This is a genomic window from Nocardia cyriacigeorgica (assembly GCF_010868145.1).
GTDB classification, from domain to species: Bacteria; Actinomycetota; Actinomycetes; order Mycobacteriales; family Mycobacteriaceae; genus Nocardia; species Nocardia cyriacigeorgica_D.
Map to the genome: position 1 here is coordinate 95,972 of NZ_JAAGUY010000017.1, position 22,975 is coordinate 118,946.

A 22,975-nucleotide genomic window follows, 5' to 3' on the forward strand; every position below is an offset into this window, starting at 1 on the left:
AACATTATGAGCAGCAAAGACACCGACGCTGGTTCGGCGGCCCGCGAAGCGTCACCGGTGAACGAGCTGAGCATCGCGGTCGAACGGGCGGACCAGAAATCGCGTGAATCCGGCACCGCCCCGTGCGCCACAGCGGGCGGCGACAACGAACCCGTGGCGCAGGTGCCGGATGCGCAACAGGCCGAGCCCGACCTGGCATCGCGTAAGCCCTCGGTGCGGAGGTTGGCCGCGATGGTCGGGCGCCGTGCGGGACAGCGTCCCGCCCCGCGCGTGGTCGCCGCGAGGTGCACGGTGGCGTTGCTGCTGGTTGCCGCCGCCGCGTCGGCGGTGTTCTTCTATCTCCAAGACCGCGATAAGGATGCGGTGCTCGCGGCGCAGGAGCAGGCGCGGCTGGCGGCCTGCGAGTACGCGCCGGTGCTGGCGAATTACGACGCGAAGAATCTCGACCCGTACTTCTCCGCCGTGCTCGACGGCGCGACCGGCGACTGGCATCAGCAATTCGAGTCCACCAGTCAGGAGCTGCGCGAGGTCCTGGCCGAAGGTCAGGTCGTCTCGGCCGTCAGCGACGTCCAGTGTGCGATCAAATCCGGTGATGAAACCTCCGCCGAGGCCGTCGTGGTGATCGGCCAGACCATCACCAGCCTTGGCACGCAGGGTCAGCCCGCGCCCGGCCAGCTCTCGATGGTGATGCGGATGGAGAAGTCCGGTGATCGCTGGCTGGTCAATGACATGAACGCACCGCTGGCGCCGTCACCGCAGCCCTGAGCGGTACGGAATCCGGGCGGCCGCTGTGGTCGCTGCCGCCGCTGCCGGGCAGTCGACGCCGCCGCCGCTCTCGCCAACGACAACACCGCCGCACCTGCCGACACCCGCTCACCGTCCGAACAGCACCTGCCGCATCAGCATGGCGACTCTCCTGCGCGAGCAGGCGGGATCAACCGAGCCGAACCGCTGCCCGAGATCGACTACCATCGCCAACGCGGCATGCACGAGGACCCGCGCGGCGGGGGCGGCGAGCTCGGGGCGCGCGGCCATCAGCAGTTTGGCCCACTCTTCGACGTTGAGCCGCTGGATGTTTCGCAGCACCGCACGTTCCTCGGCGGGCACATTGCTGATCTCGGCGTAGTAGACGAAGGTGAGCTCGCGTTCGGCGAAGGAGCCGTCGACGAACAGGTCGATGAGGGTGTGCAGCGCCTGCCGCGGGCCGTCGGATCCGGCTACGGCGGGGCCGATAGCGGCCGAAACCCGGTCGGCCGCACGGCGAAACGCTGCGGCGAGGATATCGCCCTTGCCACGGTAGAAGCGGTACACCGCGGATGAGGCCGGCAGTCCGGCGGCGGTGGCGATGTCTTCGACGCTCACGTTCGGGTACCCGCGTTCATGGAACAGTTCGACCGCGCGCACCAGCAGGAGTTCGTGTTTGAAGGTCAGCGGAATCTCACGTGCCGTGGTCGTTTCGGTGTCGTCGGCGGGTGCGGGCAGTTCGATATCGATCAGTGCGCGGCAGGCGGAGCCGAGCACCTCGGTCAGCGCCCGCACCGGGATGGCCACATGATGGTCGCCGATGCTGCTCAGCACGCTCAACAGCGCCGCCGACAGCACCGCGCGGTCACGGCCGGGCAGCTCGGGCCGGTACTCACCGAGCCGCGCCCGCAGTGCGCTGTCGACCAGCGCCAACTGGGTTGCGAGCAGTGCGGCGTCGTCCGGTTCGAGGTAGCGGCGCTGCCAGCGCAGCAGGGCGGCACTGCGTCGGTTGGTGATGGACGCGCCGATCAGCGCGTCGAGTTCATGCTCGAGCCGGTGCTGTGCGGTCCACTGGTCCGCCTCCCCTGGCAGCCGCACCGCTTCGACGCTGAGCGTGCCAAGGCGCAGTGTTTCGGCACGGAACAGCGCGTACTTGCTCGGGTAGTGGCGGTACAGCGCGGTCGAGCTGATGTCGAGGCGGGACGCGATGTCCTCCATGCTCACCCCGTGGTAGCCGAGCGATCCGAACGCTTCGGCCGATGCCGCGGCGATCTGTGCGCGCCGGTCGCGCGGTCTGCGGCGAACCACCCGGCGCCCGGTGGTCTCGTCCGCGGTCGTCTCCCGCGTCGAGCGGCGATTCCGGGCTCCCATGCGGCGATGATAACCCCGCCGGACGCCTGCTCACTGCGACTTTCCCGCCGTGTGAGAGAAGTGAATTACAGATCACAAAAGTTCCTGTAACGACTACTGTTAGCCGTTATATAGAAAGAATGGCCCGTAACATACTCGAAATCCTGCTGGCAGGTTCGAGCGCGATCGGGCGACTGGGTGGGGTGGGCTCAGACCTGGGCGGAGCGCCCGAACAGCACGATCTGCATCAGCGTCGCGACGCGTGCCTGTGAGGAGATCGGCGCAGTGCCGAACGACCGCCCCAGGTCCACCACCAAGGCGAACGCGGCATGTACCAGGAACCGTGATTCCGCGGGCGCGAGCTCGGGCCGCACTTCACGTACCAGCCGCGCCCACTCCTCGACGCTGAGCCGCTGGATATTACGCAGCACAGTGCGCTCTTCGGCGGGCACATGCTGGAACTCGGTGTAGTAGACGAACGTCAGCGCGCGCTCGGTGAACGACCCTTCGACGTACTGGTCGATCAGCGACACCAGTGCCGCCTCGGCGCTGTCCGCGGTAGCCACCGCGGGGCCGATCGCGCTCGAAACCCGTTCGGCCGCACGGCGGAACGCCGCTGCCAGCAGATCGCTCTTGCCGCGATAGAACCGGTACACCGCCGAGGCGGCCGACAAACCCGCCGCGGTGGCGATGTCCTCAACGCTGACGTTCGGGTAGCCGCGATCGTGGAAGAGTTCGACGGCTTTGCGCAGCAGCAATTCGTGCTTGAACGAATCCGGGATCTCCGCTGCCGCAGCGGGTTCCACGGCGTCGCCGACGGCGGGCAGCACCGCTCGAGCGATATCCCAGCATGCCGAGGACAGCAGGCGGGCAAGGGATTTCGCGGGCAGCGAGGCGTGGTGGTCGGCGATGCTTGTGATGGTGCTCAGCATGGCGGCGCGCAGCACTCGCAGATCGTCCTCGTCGAGGGTGGGCCGCAGGGCGGTGAGTTCGGCGCCGAGCGCGTCGAGAACGCCGGCCTGCTGCTCGTTGAGTAGCTCCAGGTCGTCCGGCTCGAGGTAGCGGCCCTCCCAGCGCACCAGGGTGACGCTCGCGCGATTGTCGATGGTGGCGGTGATCAAGGCATCGAGCACCTGGCGCAGCCGCTGTTCCGGGGACGCGTCGGCGGCGTCCGCCGGCAGCTGAACCGATTCCGTCATGGCCCGGCCGACCCGCAGCAACTCCTCCCGGAAAAGGGCGTACTTGCTGGGGTAATGCCGGTACAGCGCGGCCGAGCTGATACCGAGACCCGAGGCGATGTCCTCCATGCTGACACCGTGGTAGCCGAGGGAGCCGAAGGCGGAGGCGGCGGCCGCCGCGATCTGGGCTCGCCGATTCTTCGGCCTGCGCCGGATCTCCCGTGGCGCCGAGTCGCCGTTGCTCTTCGCACGCACCGTACGGCGATTGTCGACACTCATTCCGACATGGTATCGCTCGGTAACCAGCGACAATGTGGCGCTCCCCGCCGTGAGTCGTGGATCACCGGCCGCTGGGAGGGCGGATCCGCGAATACCAGTCGAGCAGGTCGGGATCGTCGACCGCGCTGCGCTCGACCACTCGGGCCGGGTCCGCACCCTGGAACAGCTTCTTGATGGGTACCTCGAGCTTCTTGCCAGTTCGGGTATGCGGGACGGCGGGCGCGGTCAGGATCTCATCGGGCACGTGCCGCGGTGACACCTCGGTCCGGATGACCGACTTGATCCGCTCGGTGAGCTCGTCGGTCAGTTCGGCGCCGGGGGCGAGCACCACGAACAGTGGCATCCAGTAGCCGCCGTCGGGCTGCTCGGCGCCGATCACCAGGGCCTCGGCGATCTCGGGTAGCCGTTCCACGGCCTGGTAGATATCGGCGCTGCCCATCCGGATGCCGTGCCGGTTGAGTGTGGAATCGGAGCGGCCGTGCACCACGATGGAACCGTGTTCGGTGAGGGTGATCCAGTCACCGTGCCGCCACACGCCCGGGTAGGTATCGAAATAGGCGTCGTGATAACGCTTTCCGTCCGGATCGCGCCAGAAGCTCACCGGCATGGAGGGCATGGGCCGGGTGATCACCAGTTCACCGACCTCGCCGCGCACCGGCTTGCCCGACTCGTCGTAAGCATCCAGTGCCACACCCAGATACGGCGCTGACAGTTCACCCGGCCACACCGGCACCGTGCGTACGCCGCCGACGAACGCCGACACCACATCGGTGCCGCCGCTGATCGAGGAGACCGGGATATGGGTGCCGACGTTGTCGCGCAACCACAGTGCCGACGACGGCGGCAGCGCGGAGCCGGTGATCCCGATCAACCGCAACGCCGACAGATCGTGCTCGGTCCGCGGTACCGAACCCGCCTTGATGCAGGCCAGCACATAGCCCGGGCTGGTGCCGAGTACGGTCGCGCGCACCTTCGCCGCGATCCGCCATAGTGCGGCCGGATCCGGGTAGGTCGGGCTGCCGTCGAAGCAGACGATCGTCGCACCCGCGAGCAGTCCGGCGACCTGGAAGTTCCACATCATCCAGCTGGGGCTGGTGTACCAGAAGTAGGTGTCGTCGGGGCCGATATCGGATTGCAGCGCCACGGCTTTCAGATGTTCGAGCAGCACACCGCCGTGGCCGTGCACGATGCCCTTTGGCAGTCCGGTGGTGCCGGAGGAGAACACGATCCACAGCGGATGATCGAAATCGACGGGCGCGGTCTCGATCACCGCGTCGGCGTCGGTGCTCGTGACGGCGTCGGCCCAGGACATCGCTTCCGCAACCTCGAGTCCGAGCCGCGAGACGACGACGGTCGTGCGCACGGTGGTCAGCCCGGCGCGCAGCTGGGCGATGTCCTCGCGTTTATCGTGCGTTTTCCCGCCGAAGCGGTAGCCGTCGGCGGTGACGAGCACCGTCGGCTCGAGCTGGCCGAGCCGGTCGAGGGCGGCCTTGGCGGTGTAGTCCTGTCCGCAGGCGCTCCACACCGCACCCACCGCGGCCGTTCCGAGGAATGCGATCACGGCCTCGGCGATATTGGGCAGATAGCCGGCCACCCGGTCGCCGGGCCGCACTCCGAGCGAGCGCAGGGTTCGCGCGAATGCGGCGGTGTGGTCGATCAATTCGGTCCACGAGACCTCGGTGACCTCCTCGCCGCCGTCACTGAGCTGCACGATCGCCGGACGGTCGGTGCGGAACTGCCTGACCACCTGATCCACATAGTTCAACCGCGTGCCGGGAAACCAGCGCGCACCAGGCATCGACTCATCGGCCAGCACCTCGCCCGCGATATCACCGAGTTCGAAGTAGTCCCACAGGGCGCGCCAGAAGCCGGGAATGTCGTCCACCGACCACTGCCACAGTGCGGCGTAGTCCAGCGTGGGGACGCCGGTGCGTGCGGTGACGAAGCGGGCGAAATCGGTGATCTTCGCCTCGGCGATGTCCCGGTCGGTGGGCACCCACTGTGGCTGCATCGTGGTTCTCCTGGCTCGGTGTGCGGATCAGCTGCGGGCGCGCCGGACGATCTGTTCGGCGTGCCGCAGGACGGGCGCGTCGACCATGCGGCCCTGGTAGGCGAAGACACCGCGATGGTGCGGCACCTGTTCGAGGACGCCACGCGCCCAAGCGATCTCGCCATCGGACGGGGTATAGGCCTCGCGGATGACAGCCACCTGCTTCGGATGGATGGCGACCTTGACGTCGAAGCCAACGGCCACCGCGTCCTCGGTCTCGGTGCGAAACCCGTCCAGATCGGCGATATCGAGATACACCGAATCGATAGCGAGCCTGCCGTGTGCCTTGGCCGCAAGCAGCGACTTCGAGCGGACATGCCGGGCCACGTCGCGATAGCTGCCGTCCGCATGCCTGCTCGACTGACCGCCGAGCCCGGCGACCAGGTCTTCCGCACCCCACATGACCCCGATGGTGTTCTCGGCCGCCGCCGTGCGCTCGACTTCCAGCGCGCCGAGCGGTGACTCCACCAGCACGATGACCTCGTAGGGCGACAGCGCGGCCAGCTGCGCCGTCGACTCACATTTGGGCAGCATGATCCGCCGGTACCCGGTATCGATGAGCGCGGCCAGGTCGTGGCGGTGCTCATCGGTGCCTGCGGCGTTGACCCGCACGATCGTGGTCTCCGGGTCGAGCGGCGTCTCGACCAGCGCTGTGCGGGCCGCCGACTTATCGCCTGCGGCGACCCCGTCCTCCAGATCGAGGATCACCACATCGGCCGCCGCGGCCGCCTTCGCGAAGCGTTCGGGCCGGTCCGCCGGGCAGAACAGCCAGGCCGGTCCGGGCATCTCCCAGCTCATGCCGGCTCCGGACGCATCCGGACCAGGGTCTTCCTGGTCGCGGTGGCGACCAGATCGCCATGCTGATTGTGGGCGGCATGGGCGAGGCTGACGATGCCCTCGCCCGGCCGCGACTTCGACGCCCGCTTCTCGGTGACGACGGTCTCGGCGTAGATGGTGTCGCCGTGGAACAACGGATTCGGGAATCCGATATCGCCGAAACCGAGGTTGGCCACCAGCGTGCCCTGCGTCAGCTGCGCCACCGACAATCCGACCAGTGTGGACAGCGTGAACATCGAGTTCACCAGGCGCTGATTGAACGGCGGCTGCGCCTCGCTGAACGCGGCGTCCAAGTGCAGCGCCTGGGTATTCATGGTCAGCGTCGTGAACAGGACATTGTCGGCCTCGGTGATGGTGCGGCCGGGCCGGTGCTCATAGACCACATCGGTCTCGAATTCCTCGAACCACAGTCCTCGCTGGACGACGCGGCGCTGCTCCGTCACAGGCCGAGCTCCCGCGCGATCAACATCAATTGCACCTCCGTCGTGCCTTCACCGATCTCCAGGATCTTGCTGTCGCGGTAGTGCCTGGCCACAGGGTATTCGTTCATGAAGCCGTAGCCGCCGAAGATCTGCGTGGCGTCGCGGGCGTTGTCCATGGCCGCCTCGCCCGCGATCAGCTTGGCGATCGAGGCCTGCTTCTTGAACGGCTTACCGGCGAGCATCAGCGCGGCCGCGTCGTAGTAGGCGGCGCGGGCGGTGTGCGCACGGGCCTCCATGCGGGCGATCTTGAACGCGATGGCCTGATTGGTGCCGATCGCCCTGCCGAAGGCCTCGCGTTCCTTGGCGTAGCGCACGCTCTCGTCGACACAGCCCTGAGCGGCGCCGGTGGACAGCGCGGCGATGGCGATGCGGCCCTCGTCGAGGATGCGAAGGAAGTTCGCGTAGCCGCGGCCGCGTTCACCGAGCAGGTTCTCCTGCGGAACCCGCACATCGGTGAACGACAGCGGGTGGGTGTCGGATGCGTTCCAGCCGACCTTGTTGTAGGCGGGCTCGGCGACGAACCCGGGGGTATCGGTGGGCACGAGGATGGTGGAGATCTCCTTCTTGCCGCCCGCTTCTCCGGTCACCGCGGTCACCGTCACCAGCTTGGTGATGTCGGTGCCGGAGTTGGTGATGAACTGTTTGCTGCCGTTGATGACCCAGTCACCACTGTCGGCGACCGCTGTGGTGCGGGTGCCGCCCGCATCGCTGCCCGCACCGGGCTCGGTGAGACCGAACGCGGCAAGGTTGCGGCCGCTGGTCAGCTGCGGCAACCATTCCTGCTTCTGTTTGTCGTTGCCGAACCGGTAGATCGGCATGGCACCAAGCGAGACGCCCGCCTCCAGGGTGATCGCCACACTCTGGTCGATCTTGCCCAGCTCCTCGAGTGCAAGGCACAGCGCGAAGTAGTCGCCGCCCATACCACCGAACTCCTCGGGGAACGGCAGGCCGAACAGACCCATCTCGGCCATGCCCTCGACGACCTTGTACGGGAAGGTGTGGTTGGCGTCGTGTTCGGCGGCGACCGGGGCGACGACCTGGTTGGCGAAATCGCGCACGGTCAGGGCCAGGTCGCGGTATTCGTCGGGAAGTGTTCCGGTGGAAAGGTAATCGGTCACGGTTGGTCCTATCGGTCGGTCGAGATGTCGGTGGCGCCGCGGAGCTACCGGTCGGCGCCGAGTCCGGCGGGCATGTCGGCGTTTTCGGCGGCAACAGCTGATTCGGGGGTAGCGGCGGGCGCGCTGTGGATGCGGGCGAGCACCTGGTCCAGGCTCACTTGATCGCCGGGCTCGACCAGGAGTTCGACGGTGCCCGCGGCCGGCGCGGTGAGCGAATGCTCCATCTTCATCGCCTCCACGACGATCACGGGCGCGCCCGCGGCAACCTCGGCGCCGGACTCGACCGGCACCGAAATCACCGAACCGGGCATGGGGCTACGGATCTCGGTGTCACCCGAATCGGCGTCACCGGCGCGGACATTCACCTCCGCCACCTCGCGCAGTGAGGTAACCCCTAACGGACCGCCGACCCACAGGCGGTGCTCATGTTCGGCGACGCGATAGTCGCGGCGCAGGCCATCGACGGTGATCGTGAGCAGTCCTGGAGCGAGCAGGGCGGCGGACAAGGTGACGGGCGAACCGTCGTCGCCGACCCGCAGTTCGGCGGCCGCGGGGGTGCCGGTCAGAAACACGTGCTCGGTGCGCTCGCCGCCGCCGAGCCGGATCGAGGTGGGGGCGGTGTCCCCGACGCGCCAGCCGGTGGGCTGCTGCCACGGGTCGCCCGGTGCCGTCGGCCAGCGGCGCAGCCAGTGATAGACCGCAGCCGCGGCGAAGGCGTCGTCGGTGACCGGTGCGGGCGTGAAGCCAACGGCCCTACGGTCGAGCAGCGCGGTATCCAGGCGACCCGCTACCACATCCGGGTCCTCGAGCAGGAAGCGCAGGAACTCGATATTGGTCGTCACGCCGAGCACGGCGGTATCGGCCAGCGCACGATCCAGCGCCGTCAACGCGGCAGCGCGGTCGGGGCCGTGCGCGATAACCTTCGACAGCATCGGGTCGTAGTCGCTGCCGACGACGGTGCCGACACGCAATCCGGAATCCACGCGGACGCCGTTGCCGCTCGGTTCGGCCAGATCGACCACTGTGCCACCGGTCGGCAGGAAGCCGCGGCCGGGATCCTCGGCATAGACGCGCGCCTCGACCGCATGGCCGATGAGCCGGATGTCCTCCTGCGCCAACGTGATCCGCTGTCCGGCGGCGACCCGCACCTGGCATTCGACCAGGTCGACGCCGGTCACCATTTCGGTCACCGGATGCTCGACCTGCAGGCGGGTGTTCATCTCCATGAAGAAGAACTCGTCCGGCCGGTCCGCCGACACGATGAACTCGACCGTGCCGGCACCCACATAGTCGACACTGCGCGCGGTATTGCAGGCAGCGGTGCCGATCCTGGCCCTGGTCGCCGCGTCCAGCAGCGGGGAGGGCGCCTCCTCGATGACCTTCTGATGCCTGCGTTGCAGGCTGCATTCGCGTTCGCCCAGATGGACGACGTTGCCGTGCTGGTCGGCGAGGATCTGCACCTCGATATGCCGCGGCCGGGTAACGAACCGTTCCAGGAACAGCGTGTCGTCACCGAACGCGGCGCCGGCCTCACGACGGGCGCTCGCGAGCGCGGCAGGCAGGCCGGCCGGATCCTCGACCAGTCGCATCCCCTTACCGCCACCACCGGCGGATGGCTTGACCAGCACCGGATAACCGATCGCGGTGGCGGCGGCGATCAGCGCGGTGTCGTCGAGACCCGGCTCGGCGATGCCGGGCACGACCGGCACATCGAAGGCCGAGACCGTGTTCTTGGCAGTGATCTTGTCGCCCATCACCTCGATCGCCTTGGCGGGCGGGCCGAGGAAGACGATGTCCTTCTCGGCCAGCGCCGCGGCGAAAGCGGCGTTCTCGGAGAGGAATCCGTAGCCGGGATGGACGGCTCGGGCGCCGGTGCGCACAGCGGCGTCGACGACCTTGGCGATATCCAGATAGCTCTCACGCGCGGGCGCGGGCCCGAGCCGGATCGCGACATCGGCCTCGTGGACGTGCCTGGCGTCGACATCGGCATCGCTGTACACCGCGACCGAACGGATGCCCATCTCGCGCAGCGTGCGGATGACGCGCACCGCGATTTCGCCACGATTGGCGACGAGGACGGTGTCGAAACCGACGGGATCAGTCTTGTTCAGCATGGTCATCACATCCGGAAGACGCCGTAGGAGACAGGTTCCAGTGGAGCCTGTGCGCAGACCGACAGGGCGAGGCCGAGCACGGTTCTGGTGTCGGCGGGGTCGATGACGCCGTCGTCCCAGATCCGCGCGGTGGAGTAGTAGGGGTTGCCCTGACGTTCGTACTGATCGCGGATCGGCGCCTTGAACGCCTCCTGGTCGTCCTCGGTCCAGGGCTTTCCGCTGCTGTCGAGCTGATCGCCGCGCACCGTCGACAACACCGACGCCGCCTGCTCGCCGCCCATGACCGAGATCCGGGCATTGGGCCACATCCACAGGAAGCGCGGCGAATAAGCACGCCCGCACATGGAGTAGTTGCCCGCGCCGTACGAACCGCCGATGACAACCGTCAGCTTCGGCACGCGCGCGCACGCCACCGCGGTAACCATCTTCGCTCCGTGCTTGGCGATACCGCCCGCTTCGTAATCGCGGCCGACCATGAATCCGGTGATGTTCTGCAGGAACAGCAGCGGAATCTTGCGCTTATCGCACAGTTCGATGAAATGGGCGCCCTTCATGGCGGATTCGCTGAACAGCACGCCATTGTTGGCGACGATGCCGACCGGATGCCCGTGGATGTGGGCGAATCCGGTCACCAGCGTTTTGCCGTATTCGGCTTTGAATTCGTGGAAGCCGTTGCCGCCGTCGGGGTCACCGTCGACGATGCGGGTGATCACTTCGCGTACGTCATAGGGGGTGCGCAGGTCGACCGGGACCACGTCGTACAACTCTTCGGCAGGCGCAGCGGGCTCCACCGGCGTGCGCACCTCCCACGGGCTGTCCTGGCGCGGACCGAGGGTGGCGACGATCCGGCGCACGATCCGCAGCGCGTCCTGATCGTCGTCGGCGAGATGGTCGGTGACGCCGGACGTGCGGGAATGCAAGGCACCGCCACCGAGTTCCTCCGCGGTGACGACCTCGCCGGTGGCCGCCTTCACCAGCGGGGGACCGCCGAGAAAGATGGTGCCCTGATCACGCACGATCACCGCTTCATCGCTCATCGCGGGCACATACGCGCCGCCCGCGGTGCACGATCCCATGACGGCCGCGATCTGCGCGATGCCCTTGGCGCTCATATTCGCCTGGTTGTAGAAGATCCGGCCGAAATGCTCACGATCGGGGAACACCTCGTCCTGATGCGGCAGATACGCACCGCCGGAATCGACCAGGTAGACGCAGGGCAGATGGTTCTGCAGGGCGACTTCCTGCGCGCGCAGATGCTTCTTCACCGAGAGCGGGTAGTAGGTGCCGCCCTTGACCGTCGCATCGTTGGCGACGATCACGCATTCGCGGCCCGACACCCGGCCGATGCCGGTGATGACGCCGGCGCCCGGACATTCGTCGTCGTACATCCCGGTCGCCGCCAGTGGCGACAGCTCGAGGAACGGGCTGCCCGGATCGAGCAGCTGATCCACCCGCTGGCGCGGCAGCAGCTTGCCGCGCGCGATATGGCGCTGCCTGGCCTTCTCGGGTCCGCCGAGCGCGGTCGCGGCGAGCCGGGCGCGCAGATCGCCGACCAGCGCCTGATGCGCCGCGTAGTTGTCGGAGACCGCGCTCGCTCGCGGGTCCTGGGTCATCGTCATCACGCCATCCTGCCAGTCAGTTAATCGCTGATAACTGGAATACAGGTTAATCTTGACTAACCGAGTTGTCCAGACCCGCTGGGAGGAGCGCCGATGACCGGCACGGAAACCGGCACGCCCACGCGCCGTGAACAGCAGAAAGCCGAGCGCAGGCGGCAGTTGCTCGACGCAGGTGCCCGGCTGATCGCCGACCGCGGCTTCCTCGGCATGCGCCTGGACGACCTCGGCGCGGCCGTTGGTATCAGCGGGCCCGCGGTCTACCGGCACTTCCCGAACAAGGACGCCCTGCTGGCCGAACTGCTGGTCGGAGTCAGCCGCAGGCTCTTCGAGGGTGGTGAGGCGGTCGTTGCGGACGCTTCGTCGCCGGGCGAGGCGCTCGGCAAGCTGGTCGATTTCCATCTCGACTTCGCCCTCGGCGAGCCCGAGCTGATCCGCATCCAGGACCGCGACCTCGACAACGTTCCCGAGCCCGCGCGTCGCGAGGTGCGCCGCTTCCAGCGCCGCTACGTCGAGATCTGGGTGGGGGTGCAGCGGGAACTGCACCCCGGACTGGCCGAGGACGCGGCGCGGGTCAAGGCGCACGCGGCGTTCGGTCTGATGAACTCCACCCCGCACAGTGCGACCCCGGCAACGGCTGCGCGGGCGCGAGCGATCCTTCGCGGAATGGCGATCGCGGCGTTGACCTGACGGGAGTCGGGCGCTGGAGCCTGCGGCGCGACCTCCGGCAGCACTCGCGCGGAGTCGCCGCGCATCCGCGCACCAGCGCCGCGACCGACCGATCACCGGGCGCTCCAACCTCCGTCCATCGTGTAGGAGGCGCCCGTGACCATCCCGGCGTCCTGCCCCGCCAGCCATGCGGTGAGCGCACCGACTTCCTCCGGCTCCACCAGCCGTTTGATCGAGCTCTCGGTGAGCAGAATCCGTTCCAGTACTTCGCTTTCGGCGATGCCGTGAGTTCTGGCCTGATCGGCGATCTGCTTGTCGACCAGGGGGGTGCGCACATAGCCGGGGTTGACGCAGTTGCTCGTCACGCCGTGCCTGCCGCCCTCCAGAGCGGTCACCTTGGAAATGCCCTCCAAGGCGTGTTTGGCGGCGACGTAGGCGATCTTGTACTCCGAGGCCCGCAGACCGTGCACCGAGGAGATGTTCACGATTCGGCCGAATCCCTGCTCGTACATATGCGGCAGCGAGGCCCGGATCAGCAGGAACGGCACTTCGGCCATCAACGTCATCAGGGTGCGGAACCGCTGCGGCGCGAACTCGGTGATGGGGTCGATGCTCTGGATGCCGGCATTGTTCACCAGGACTTCGACCTCGAGGGTCAGCTGCTCGAGCTCTCCGATATCGAGCAGATCGACGCCCCAGGCTGTGCCGCCGATCTCCTCGGCCAGCGCCTTCGCGCCTACCTCGTCGATATCGGCGACGGTGACGTGGGCGCCCCGCGCGGCGAGCGCCCGGGAGCACGCAGCGCCGATCCCGCTCGCCCCGCCGGTTACCAACGCTCGCCGTCCGGCCAGATCACTCATCGCGTCGTCTCCGTGGTCGTTGCGATGCGGCGTTCCTCGCCAGGGCACAGCTCATACCCGGGTGACGGCCGCTGGTCGGAGGCACTCATTTCACCGTGACGGGCGCGGGTGCGTCGGCAGGTGCCGTCGAACCACGTCCGGCCTCGGAAGCAAGGTTCGCCGCATCGGCCGAGTCGATCTCGGCCAGGTCGAGGCCGCTGGTCTCCTTGGCGACGATCACCGCGACGGCGGTCAACGCGCACGCACCGGCCAGATACCAGGCGATGGGCACCGAGGAGTCGAAGGTGTCGAGGAGCCGCACCGCGATGATCGGGGCGAGCGAACCCGCGACGATCGAGGTCACCTGATAGCCAAGCGAGACACCCGAGTACCGCATCCGGGTGGGGAACATCTCCGCCATGATCGCGGGCTGTGCGGCGTACATGAGTGCGTGGAACAGCAGGCCGATGATGATCGCGGACAGGATGACCGCGTTGTGGCCGCTGTCCATCATCGGGAAGGCGAAGAAGCCCCAGGTGCCCGCAGTGATGGCACCGATCAGATACACCGGCCGCCTGCCGAACCGGTCGCTGAGCCTGCCGACCATCGGGATCGCGAAGAAGTGGATGGCGTGGGCGATCAACAGCCACCACAGGATGGTGTCGGTATCGACGTCGACCTGCACCTTGAGATAGGTGATCGTGAACGTGACGACCAGGTAGTACATGATGTTCTCGCCGAAGCGCAGGCCCATGGCGGTGAAAACGCCACGCGGATAACGCTTCAGCACCTCCACCACACTGAACGAGGTGGCGCGGGCCTGCTCGGCCTCCTGCTGCGCGGCGACGAAGATCGGCGCGTCGGTGACTTTGGTGCGCACGTAGTAGCCGATCAGCACGACCACCGCCGACAGCCAGAACGCCACACGCCAGCCCCAGCTCAGGAATGCCGCGTCCGACAGGGTCGATGTCAACGCCAGCAGCACCACTGTCGCGAGCAGATTGCCCGCGGGCACACCCGCCTGCGGCCAACTCGCCCAGAATCCGCGACTGCGGTTCGGGCTGTGCTCGGCCACGAGCAGAACCGCACCACCCCACTCGCCGCCGACCGCGAAACCCTGGATGAAGCGCAGGATGACCAGCATTGTCGGCGCCCAGTAGCCGACCTGGCCGAAGGTCGGCAGACAGCCCATCAGGAACGTGGCCGCGCCGACCAGAAGCAGGCTGAATTGCAGCAGCTTCTTGCGTCCGTACTTGTCGCCGAAGTGGCCGAAGACGACGCCGCCGAGCGGCCGGGCCGCGAAACCCACCGCGTAGGTGACGAATGCCGCGAGGATCGCGTCCAGATCGCTGGTGCTCTCGGCGAAGAACACCTTGCTGAACACCAGCGTCGCGGCCGTGCCGTACAGGAAGAACTCGTACCACTCGACGATCGTGCCCGCCATCGACGCGGCGACCACTCTGCGTAGGCCGGTCGGTGCTCCTCGGTCCTCGGTTCGCCTCGCCGCGTCGTGCACGCTCATCGTTGAAACTCCCTCATCATCGCGACCACATCACTGATCGAATGTGATGGCCGCCACAGGCCATGTCGATGAGTATCAGTGCACAGGGTTATCGGCGGCAATGGCCAGATGCGCAGGGCATGTCTGCAAAAATGCAGAAATGAGCGCGTCCGCCTCCGGTCCGACACGGCGTCCCAGCGCCGATGATCTGCTGGTTCTGCTGGCTGTCGGGCGTTCGGGACGCTACGTCACCGCGGCGAACGAGCTCGGCATCAACCACACCACGATCGCGCGCCGCATCGCCGCGCTGGAGCAGACCCTCGGCGGGCGAGTGCTGACCCGATCGGCCGGTGGCTGGGAGCTCACCGAGCTCGGTAGGGCGGCGCTGGTCGCGGCGGAAACCATCGAGACGGCGATCAAGTTCATCGCGACTCCGCGAGGGCAGCGGGAGCTGGAAGGTGTGGTGCGACTGTCGGCGACCGACGGTTTCAGCGCCTATCTCGCCGCTCCGGCCGCGGCTCGGGTTCGGCGCGAGCATCCGCGAGTCGCCGTCGAGATCGTCGCAACCACCCGGCGGGCCTCACAGCAGCGGTCTGGTCTGGATATCGAAGTCGTCGTCGGCGAACCACAGGTGCAGCGCGCCACGGCGATTCGGCTCGGTGACTACTGCCTCGGCCTCTACGGCGCCCGCGACTATCTGGCCGAATACGGAACCCCCTGCGCCATCGCCGATCTCGCCGGCCATCCACTGGTGTATTTCATCGATTCGATGCTCCAAGTGGACGATCTGGACCTCGCCTCCAGTTTCGCGCCCGCTATGCGCGAATCGGTGACCTCGACGAATGTCTTCGTCCATGTCGAAGCCACCCGCGCCGGCGCAGGTCTCGGCCTGCTGCCGTGTTTCATGGCCGACCGCCATGCAGACCTGGTTCGTGTCCTTCCGGACGCGGTTACCGTCCGGCTGTCCTATTGGCTCGTCTCCCGCCCCGAGACGCTGCGCCGCCCCGAGGTCGCCGCGGTCGTCGAGGCACTCGTCGAGTTGATCCACGAACAGCAGCCGGCCCTGCTCGGTCGGCACTGACTACCGTCACCTGACGGGCCCGTCCCGTTGCCAATCGACGACCGATTGGGCCGCGTGGGCGACAGTGACGCCGGAGAGGATCACGGTGTACCAGGTGGCTAGACCGTGCAGCCCGTTGATAGAGCATTCGTAGCCGACCCGGTGCGCCAATCCCCGCACCCAGCGAATCGCTCGCGTGCGTTCGGCCGGGGACGTCCGCCCTGTGTCGCACACGACGAGTAGTCGGCGCGCGGCGATCGCGAGCGCCTTCGTGGCGGCCAGGTCGCAGATCTGGCGCTCGGCCGAGCGCACACGTCGGGCCCGGTTCATCAGTCGGATGCCCGCTCCGCTGCCCGTGCGGTCTCCGAACAGGAACTCGATCATCGATCGATCGACGATGACGATGATCGATGCCCGGCCGGTGCCGAGTTCGCCGGCGATCTGCGGTCGCGGCGACGGATCGATCCCGGCAGGGATCTTCGGCTCTTGTCGCCGCTCGACTGGTCGGGCCGGTATCGGCAGCGGTTGCGAAATACGTGGTGCGCCACCGTAACTCGCAGTCAATCCATTGCGGCGCAACTCTGTGAGGACAGACTCGAGCAGTTGCGTCGGCCGCCCGATCACGACGGGTGATCGACCGGCCTGCCAAGTCGTGGACGGCGAGCAGCGCCGCGGCCGCGGGTCTATCTCGCCCCTACGGTTCACCTTCGTCGCGATCACGACTGCCGTTCCCGTCTGCTCGTATGTGCTGGGTCCTGGCATCGAACATCTCTTTGATGCGTGCCCTGATCTCGGAGGTGCTGAAACCCGCCCCGCGGTCGGTCGCTCGGTCCGCGATTCCGGATGAAGCCATGGCTACTCCTGACCGTAAAATTTGTTCGGCTGTTCGCGTGAGTTGTGCCGCCTTTTTGTGTGGTAGCAAAAAGGCGGCACAGTGAATCTCGGTACTCATCCGAGAGAGAATTGACACGCTGAGAAAATTGGGCCGGCAGCGGGGGCTGGTGGTCCGGAACCCTTCTCCATGACATGCTATCGAGCGGGTGTCAGGCCGCTGCGCCGAGTGGGAAGTGTTTCAGCTCTTGCGTTTCCGAATAATCACCGAGGCGCCGGCCTCGCGCTCACGCTTCGCCGCCCGACGCTCCTTCAGCGTAGTCGAGGGCTTCTTCAACGTTTTTCCGTTGGATTTGTCCGCCATTGTCGCTCCTGCTTTCGAAGTTCCAACTGCCCTCGACCATACGTCAGAAAAAAATAAAAGCCAGTCCGCCTGGATCGGTGCCGGAAAAAGCGGAATCTGTGCAGGTCAGGACGCCGCAGGAATTGTTGCCGCGGGCAGTTCCGGTGCGGTGAGTTGTCCGTCGACCATGCGGTAGACGGCGTCCATCCGGGGGAGGTGGGTGTGGTCGTGAGTGACAAGGAGGGTGGCGGCCTCGCGGGTTCGCACGACTTCGAGGATGAGATCGATGATGGCGGAGCCACGTTCGGAGTCGAGCGCGCTGGTCGGCTCGTCGATCACCAGCAGCGCCGGGTCGTTCATCAATGCGCGGGCTATATTCACGCGTTGGCGCTGACCGCCGGACAGCTGAGCGGGCCGCTTGCCCGCATGGTCGGCCAGCCCGACAGAATCGAGCAAAGCCATTGCCTTGGCGCGGGTTCGGCGTCGGCGGGTGGGTAAGGTCAGTAGACGCTGACCGAGGTGGTCCATGGCCTCGAGCTGTTCGAGGGCGGTGAGCGCGGGAACAAGATTCGGCTGCTGGAAGACGATGCCGATCGAGGACCTGCGTAGCGCGGCCGCGTCACGGCGCGAGCACGCGGCCAGATCGACACGGCCGCCCTCCGTGTCGAGATGTACCTGTCCGGAGTCCGGTCGGATGAGCGTGGAGACGACGGCGAGCAGGCTCGACTTGCCCGACCCGGACGGTCCGGTCACGGCGGCGACGGTGCCGCCGGGAACATGCATGCTCACGTGGTCGAGTGCGGTGATCCGGCCGCCGCCGTCGGGGTAGGTCAGGGTGACATCTGTGACCGTCACACCAGTCGTCATCGCGTGTTCTCCTCAGGTCAGCGGGCCGCGCCGAGCGCGGTGAGGGGGTCGGTGGTGAACAGGAAGCGCAGTGCGAACGCGGCGCCGCCGAGGCCGAGCAGGATCAATGCGGCTGCGGGCAGCAGCGTGGTCGACGGGCTGACGACGAACGGCAGCGCGTCGCCCATCAGACTCGCCGCCGCCACCGTGATCGCGAGACCCGCGGCGACACCGGCGGTCAGCACGATCGCCGCCTGCGTCAGCGCATCGCGCACCAGCGACGCCGAGGTCGCACCGAGGGCTTTCAACGTGGCGATATCGGGCAGCCGCTGAATCGTCCACACGGTGAAGAAGGCGCCGATCACCAGCGCGGAGATGGCGAACAGCAGCAGCGTCATCACGGTCAGCGAACCGTTTTCGGCCTCATAGGAACCGATCGCCGACAAAGCGTCGGACGGAGTGGTCGTTGTGGTGTGAGCCGCGGCGTTCACCGCGTCTAGCGCCCGCACGTCCGAGACTGCGAGCACGGTAGCCGCCCCGGAACGCGGGCTCACCGACTGCCAGTCCGGCAATGTCATCCACACCACGGGCGTATGGCTGTACCAGTCGTCGCCGTGTACCGCTGCGACCGTGAAGGTGTGGCCGCCGAGATCGACCGGATCGCCTGTCCCGGCATCGAGGGCCGAGGCTGCCCCATCACTGAGTACGACGGTGCCAGGCTCGGTTGCGGTTCGATTGCCGAAGGTGTTTCCGTCCGCGCCGAACAGGGCGACCTGGCTGGGCGCCGCGCCGGTCGCCGAGGTCGCGCGGGCCCGGCTGATCCCGATCGGGTCGACCGATCCACCTGCTTGCTGCCACAGCGCGATCTGCTGTTCGGTCAACGCCGAGGTATCGAACGATGGGTCTGCGCCGGTGTCGGCGAAGACGACGGCGTCGGCATCGATGCTGTCGACAGCGGAGATGTTCTGGTGCGCGAGGCCTGCGGTGAGTCCGCTCAGGAAACTCACCAGCAGCGCGACCAGGGTGACGACCAGCGTGATGAGCGCGAAGCGGCCGCGGGCAGCGCGGAGATCTCGGAGTGCGACGAACATATGTCCACCATGCCGAGCCCGAGCGCCCGAACCATCGCGCACGCGAACCAACTGCCGACGATCGAAGGTCGGTACTCGCTTTACACCTTTTGATGGATGCCGCCCAGGTAGCCGCGCATAAGCTGGCACCGTGCACCCGTCGCCGCTCACCCCTGTCGTCACCACGTTGCGGTTGGGGCTGCATGTGCTGGTGACCGCGCTGGTGGCCGTGGTGGTGATCCGGGCGTTGCTGCCTGGCGCCGACTATCCGGTCGCGGTGGTGGTGTTGTGTGCCGGGTTCCTCGGCGTCTACTTCGCCGGCGCCGCGGTGAGTGATCGGCGCGGCCGGATGCTGCTGTGGCTCGGTGTCCTGACGGTCCTGTGGCTCATACTCGTCGCACTGTCCGCCGACGCCATCTATCTCGCCTTCGGCCTGTTCTTCCTGTATCTGCACCTGCTCCCACGCCCGGCGAACTATGTGGCCGTAGCCGCGGCGACCGGTGTGGCGGTGGTCGGTTTCGGCGTTCACCGGGGCTGGTCGGTGGCCGGTGTCATCGGTCCGGTGTTCGGCGCGGCGGTGGCGGTCGGTATCGCGCTCGGCTACCGGATGTTGTTTCGCGAGTCAGCCGAACGCGAACGCCTCATCACCGAATTGCTCAGCACCAGAGCCTCACTCGCCGAACAGGAGCGCACGGCGGGCAAGCTCGCCGAACGTGAACGTCTCGCCCAGGAAATCCACGACACCGTCGCCCAGGGGTTGAGCAGCATCCAGCTGCTGTTGCATGCCGCCGAACAGGCAGCGCCGGATCATCCCGCGCTGCCGCAGATTCGATTGGCCCGCACGACAGCGGCCGAAGACCTGGCCGAAACCAGAAGACTCATCGCTGAATTGACACCCGCCGCCTTGGAAGGCAAGTCGCTGGCCGAGGCGTTGGAGCGGGTCTGCCGCCGAGCCGCCACACCGAGCCTGGCCGCGCAGCTGGTCGTGGAAGGGACACCGGAGCAGCTGCCGATGCCGATCGAGGCCGCGCTCGTCCGCATCGCCCAGGGGGCGGTGGCAAATGTCGTCCGGCACGCACACGCCTCCCGGATGCGCCTCACCCTGACCTATGCCGAGGCCGAGGTCCTACTCGATGTGGTCGACGACGGCGTCGGTATCGCAGCGGGCATTCTCGACCAGCCGCCACCGGGCTCGTTCGGTCTGGACGCCATGCGTCGCCGGGTCGAGCAGCAGGGCGGTGCGATGACGGTCGAGTCCGAGCCCGGACATACCGCGGTGACGGTGTCGTTTCCGTTGCCGTTACGAGGTGGGCAACTCGATGAGGTAGGGGAGATCCCGTGATCCGACTGCTGCTCGCCGATGACCACGCGATCGTCCGGGCGGGGCTGCGTGCCCTGCTCGAGGGGGCTGACGACATCCGCGTCGTCGGTGATGTACCGACCGCAGAGGCCGCAGTTGCCTTCTGCACCACCGAACCCGTCGACGTCGTCCTGATGGATCTCAGCTTCGGCCCCGGCCGCAACGGTGCGCAGGCAACCGCCGAACTGCGTGCCCTACCCGACCCGCCCAACGTCCTCGTGGTCACCAACTACGACACCGACGCCGATATCCTCGGCGCCATCGAGGCCGGCGCCTGCGGCTACATCCTCAAGGACACCCCACCCGCCGAACTGCTCGCCGCGGTCCGCTCGGCTGCGGCGGGGGAGAGCGTTCTGTCACCCACGGTCGCGTCCCGGTTGATGACCCGAGTCCGACGCCCCGACACCACCCTCAGCCCCCGTGAGATCGAAGTCCTTCGCCTGGTCGCCGACGGCCGCTCCAACCGCGACATCGCCCGCGAGCTGTTCCTGAGCGAAACCACCGTCAAATCGCATCTGGTCCACATCTACGGAAAACTGGGCGTCCGGTCCCGGACGTCCGCCGTCGCACGGGCCCGTGAACAGGGCGCGATCTGAGCGGTCATCTGGACTCGCTGGCTCTATGGTGGGCGGATGACGACAATGTCGGATCCGAAGGTGCGTGACTTTCTCACTCGAGGCACGCGGACGGCCAAGGTGGCGTTCACCGCTGGCGACGGGCGGCCGGTGGTGGCACCGGTGTGGTTCATCGTCGAAGGCGACGAGTTGGTGTTCAACACGGGCAGGACTTCGGCGAAGGGCAGGGCGTTCGCTCGCGACGATCGGATCGCGCTATGTGTCGATCTCGAGGCATTGCCGTATGCGTTCGTGCAGGTCCAGGGCACAGTGACGCTGTCGGAAGATCCGGACGAGCTGCTGCGCACGGCCACCGCGATCGGTGCCCGCTATATGGGCGCCGACCGAGCCGAGGAGTTCGGCAAGCGCAACGGCGTCCCCGGCGAGGTGGTGGTGCGGGTGCGGCCGGAGAAGGTCATCGCGGCCTTCGATATGACCGGCTGAATAGACTCGTCGTCGCCGACGCTACGCCTGCCGTCGGTAACCGAGACGGAAGTAGAGGACAGCGCATGACCGAGTCACGGACCGGCGTGCCCGCGGACGGTGGACGCAGCCGCGCGGCCCGAAGCGGTGTGGCGATGGCGCGAAGCGGTGTGCGATGACGGTGCATTTCATCGGCGCCGGTCCGGGCGCCGCGGACCTGCTGACAGTCCGCGCGGTGACCCTGCTCAGGACCTCCCCGGTCTGCCTGTACGCAGGCACCTACCTCGACCCCGAGGTGCTCGCCCACTGCGCCCCCGGCACCGAACTCATCGACACCCAGCACCTCGACCTCGACCAGATCATCGCCCACCTGGTTCGCGCCAACGAATCCGGCCGCGACGTCGCCCGCCTGTGCTCCGGCGACCCGTCCATCTACTCCGCTCTCACCGAACAGACCAGCCGCCTCGACGCGCACGGTGTCCCATGGGATGTCACGCCCGGCGTCCCCGCCTACGCCGCCGCGGCCGCCATCCTCGGCACCGAATTGACCGTCCCCGAGGTAGTCCAATCGGTTGTGCTCACCCGCACCCAGGCCCGCTCCACTGCGATGCCCGAATCGGAGGCCTTGGTCGAATTCGCCCGTACCGGAGCGACTTTGGTCCTGCACCTGGCGATCACCCGCATTCGAACGCTGGCAGCCGAACTCGCCGAATTCCACGGATCGGATTGCCCCGTCGCGGTTGTCTACCGTGCCAGCCAGCCCGAGGAACTGGTCCTCCGCGGAACCCTCGCCGACATCGCCGACCAGGTCGAGTCGGCCGGATTGCGCCAAGCCGCAGTAGTTCTCGTCGGCAGCGCACTGCAATCGGGAGTGTCCTGCGCGGGCTCGCATCTCTACGATCCAGCACGCGACCGAACTCGCCCGAACGGGCTGTGACCGTCGGCTGCTCCACGGCCGCCTAGAACTCGAACGTTCCCGTCTGAGGCCACGTTCCGTTCCGGCGGCTACGGGCTTCCGCCCATGCCGTCGCGTGCTGGACTGTTGGATGGATCGCGCGGGTGTTCGTTCTGGTTTCGAGGGTTTGTTTATCGATCACCAGTTGTCGTTCGGCCGGGGGTTCCGCGGGTGGTTCGGTCAGAGACTCTGCTCGGACCTGGTATTCGATCTCCTCCGGGGTCTCCCGAATCCGTTCGATATGGGCCCGCCACGTCGGCGGGTAAACCTGGTAGCCCTGAATCGATCCACCGGTTCTGATCGCTTCGTCGTATTCCGCACCGATCAATCTCGGAGGCAGGCTTCGGTGCGCTGTCACCACACCGGTCTGCTTGTTCACCACAAAGTTCCCCAGGCCAAGACCCTGCCCGTCCGCTATCTCTTCCCGGGTCAGAACCGGACGGGCCACCCATCCGAACTCGGTTTCCAGAATCGTCAGTTCTCGGCCCGGGTAGATCCGGGCCAGGTACTGCTCCACTTGTTCGCTCGTGTGGACTGGCTGCGCCTGCATGGTCGGATCCTTCCTCGGGGAACGGCCGGGCTTCATCCGCTCGCGTCTACCATCCAAGCTGGTGGTGCGTCGGATGTCATGCCGGAGTCGGCGTCCCACTCTCGGGTGGTTCGGTGAGCCCAGATGTCACATGCGCCGGAGTGCGG

General features: G+C 67.2%; 23 protein-coding genes. 7 read left to right on the forward strand and 16 right to left on the reverse strand.

The annotated features are described in order from the left end of the window. The first annotated feature begins 6 nt into the window (after positions 1-6). Positions 7-765, forward strand: coding sequence for a hypothetical protein (locus tag GV792_RS19580; RefSeq protein ID WP_163825606.1), 759 nt, complete (start codon positions 7-9; stop codon positions 763-765). A gap of 108 nt (positions 766-873) precedes the next feature. Here GV792_RS19580 and GV792_RS19585 read toward each other — a convergent pair whose 3' ends face one another. The 8 genes from GV792_RS19585 to GV792_RS19620 all read right to left on the reverse strand — a co-directional run bounded on the left by GV792_RS19585 (position 874) and on the right by GV792_RS19620 (position 11,771). After that, entirely contained in the window at positions 874-2,115 is a 1,242-nt protein-coding gene (locus GV792_RS19585) for a TetR/AcrR family transcriptional regulator (RefSeq protein WP_163825607.1), read from the reverse strand. A 188-nt stretch (positions 2,116-2,303) separates the two neighbouring features. After that, positions 2,304-3,551 (reverse strand): TetR/AcrR family transcriptional regulator, encoded by a 1,248-nt coding sequence (locus GV792_RS19590; protein ID WP_163825608.1) that lies wholly within the window; start codon positions 3,549-3,551, stop codon positions 2,304-2,306. Between the two features lie 61 nt (positions 3,552-3,612). Then, the gene (locus tag GV792_RS19595) at positions 3,613-5,562 is read right to left on the reverse strand and encodes an acetoacetate--CoA ligase (RefSeq protein ID WP_163825609.1); all 1,950 of its coding nucleotides are present in this window, start codon (positions 5,560-5,562) and stop codon (positions 3,613-3,615) included. A 27-nt stretch (positions 5,563-5,589) separates the two neighbouring features. Further along, positions 5,590-6,399, reverse strand: a complete 810-nt coding sequence (locus GV792_RS19600) for an HpcH/HpaI aldolase/citrate lyase family protein (RefSeq protein ID WP_163825610.1) — start codon at positions 6,397-6,399, stop codon at positions 5,590-5,592. Continuing rightward, entirely contained in the window at positions 6,396-6,881 is a 486-nt protein-coding gene (locus GV792_RS19605; RefSeq protein WP_163825611.1) for a MaoC family dehydratase, read from the reverse strand. The genes GV792_RS19600 and GV792_RS19605 overlap by 4 nt, the downstream gene beginning before the upstream one ends. Beyond that, positions 6,878-8,038, reverse strand: a complete 1,161-nt coding sequence (locus GV792_RS19610) for an acyl-CoA dehydrogenase family protein (protein ID WP_163825612.1) — start codon at positions 8,036-8,038, stop codon at positions 6,878-6,880. The genes GV792_RS19605 and GV792_RS19610 overlap by 4 nt, the downstream gene beginning before the upstream one ends. A 44-nt stretch (positions 8,039-8,082) precedes the next feature. Further along, positions 8,083-10,152, reverse strand: a complete 2,070-nt coding sequence (locus tag GV792_RS19615; protein ID WP_163825613.1) for an acetyl-CoA carboxylase biotin carboxylase subunit — start codon at positions 10,150-10,152, stop codon at positions 8,083-8,085. A gap of 5 nt (positions 10,153-10,157) precedes the next feature. Then, positions 10,158-11,771 carry a carboxyl transferase domain-containing protein gene (locus GV792_RS19620; RefSeq protein WP_375154344.1) on the reverse strand — a complete coding sequence of 538 codons (1,614 nt, stop codon included), beginning with the start codon at positions 11,769-11,771 and terminating at the stop codon, positions 10,158-10,160. A gap of 93 nt (positions 11,772-11,864) precedes the next feature. Between GV792_RS19620 and GV792_RS19625 the strand changes: the two genes are divergently transcribed. After that, positions 11,865-12,458 carry an SACE_7040 family transcriptional regulator gene (locus GV792_RS19625; protein ID WP_163825614.1) on the forward strand — a complete coding sequence of 198 codons (594 nt, stop codon included), beginning with the start codon at positions 11,865-11,867 and terminating at the stop codon, positions 12,456-12,458. A 92-nt stretch (positions 12,459-12,550) separates the two neighbouring features. On the opposite strand, the gene GV792_RS19630 is transcribed toward GV792_RS19625, so the two are convergent. Further along, entirely contained in the window at positions 12,551-13,297 is a 747-nt protein-coding gene (locus GV792_RS19630; RefSeq protein ID WP_163825615.1) for an SDR family oxidoreductase, read from the reverse strand. An 85-nt stretch (positions 13,298-13,382) separates the two neighbouring features. Further along, positions 13,383-14,798: an MFS transporter gene (locus tag GV792_RS19635; RefSeq protein ID WP_163825616.1), complete on the reverse strand. Its 1,416-nt coding sequence runs from the start codon at positions 14,796-14,798 to the stop codon at positions 13,383-13,385. Positions 14,799-14,937: 139 nt separating this feature from the next. On the opposite strand from GV792_RS19635, the gene GV792_RS19640 reads away from it, so the two are divergent. Continuing rightward, positions 14,938-15,858 (forward strand): LysR family transcriptional regulator, encoded by a 921-nt coding sequence (locus tag GV792_RS19640; protein WP_163825617.1) that lies wholly within the window; start codon positions 14,938-14,940, stop codon positions 15,856-15,858. A gap of 6 nt (positions 15,859-15,864) precedes the next feature. Here the strand turns inward: GV792_RS19640 and GV792_RS19645 are convergent, their stop codons facing one another. The 5 genes from GV792_RS19645 to GV792_RS19660 form a co-directional block, all read right to left on the reverse strand. Continuing rightward, complete coding sequence (locus GV792_RS19645; protein ID WP_163825618.1) at positions 15,865-16,221, reverse strand: hypothetical protein; 357 nt, start codon at positions 16,219-16,221, stop codon at positions 15,865-15,867. A 310-nt stretch (positions 16,222-16,531) separates the two neighbouring features. Further along, positions 16,532-16,690, reverse strand: coding sequence for a hypothetical protein (locus GV792_RS19650; RefSeq protein ID WP_163825619.1), 159 nt, complete (start codon positions 16,688-16,690; stop codon positions 16,532-16,534). Positions 16,691-16,909: 219 nt separating this feature from the next. After that, on the reverse strand, positions 16,910-17,032 hold the full coding sequence (locus GV792_RS29700; protein ID WP_256668325.1) for a hypothetical protein: 123 nt from the start codon (positions 17,030-17,032) through the stop codon (positions 16,910-16,912). 105 nt (positions 17,033-17,137) lie between these two features. After that, positions 17,138-17,878, reverse strand: coding sequence for an ABC transporter ATP-binding protein (locus GV792_RS19655; protein ID WP_163825620.1), 741 nt, complete (start codon positions 17,876-17,878; stop codon positions 17,138-17,140). Between the two features lie 17 nt (positions 17,879-17,895). Next, positions 17,896-18,948 carry an ABC transporter permease gene (locus GV792_RS19660; protein WP_163825621.1) on the reverse strand — a complete coding sequence of 351 codons (1,053 nt, stop codon included), beginning with the start codon at positions 18,946-18,948 and terminating at the stop codon, positions 17,896-17,898. Positions 18,949-19,078: 130 nt separating this feature from the next. On the opposite strand from GV792_RS19660, the gene GV792_RS19665 reads away from it, so the two are divergent. The 4 genes from GV792_RS19665 (at position 19,079) to cobM (ending at position 22,261) form a co-directional block, all read left to right on the forward strand. Continuing rightward, on the forward strand, positions 19,079-20,269 hold the full coding sequence (locus GV792_RS19665) for a sensor histidine kinase (protein WP_163825622.1): 1,191 nt from the start codon (positions 19,079-19,081) through the stop codon (positions 20,267-20,269). Beyond that, the gene (locus GV792_RS19670; RefSeq protein ID WP_163825623.1) at positions 20,266-20,883 is read left to right on the forward strand and encodes a response regulator; all 618 of its coding nucleotides are present in this window, start codon (positions 20,266-20,268) and stop codon (positions 20,881-20,883) included. Before GV792_RS19665 ends, GV792_RS19670 begins: the two co-directional genes overlap by 4 nt. Before the next feature lie 36 nt (positions 20,884-20,919). Continuing rightward, positions 20,920-21,345 (forward strand): PPOX class F420-dependent oxidoreductase, encoded by a 426-nt coding sequence (locus GV792_RS19675; RefSeq protein WP_163825624.1) that lies wholly within the window; start codon positions 20,920-20,922, stop codon positions 21,343-21,345. 154 nt (positions 21,346-21,499) lie between these two features. Further along, positions 21,500-22,261: a precorrin-4 C(11)-methyltransferase gene (gene cobM / locus GV792_RS19680; RefSeq protein ID WP_163825625.1), complete on the forward strand. Its 762-nt coding sequence runs from the start codon at positions 21,500-21,502 to the stop codon at positions 22,259-22,261. Positions 22,262-22,283: 22 nt separating this feature from the next. Here the strand turns inward: cobM and GV792_RS19685 are convergent, their stop codons facing one another. Further along, positions 22,284-22,829 (reverse strand): hypothetical protein, encoded by a 546-nt coding sequence (locus tag GV792_RS19685; RefSeq protein WP_163825626.1) that lies wholly within the window; start codon positions 22,827-22,829, stop codon positions 22,284-22,286. Positions 22,830-22,975: the final 146 nt, after the last annotated feature.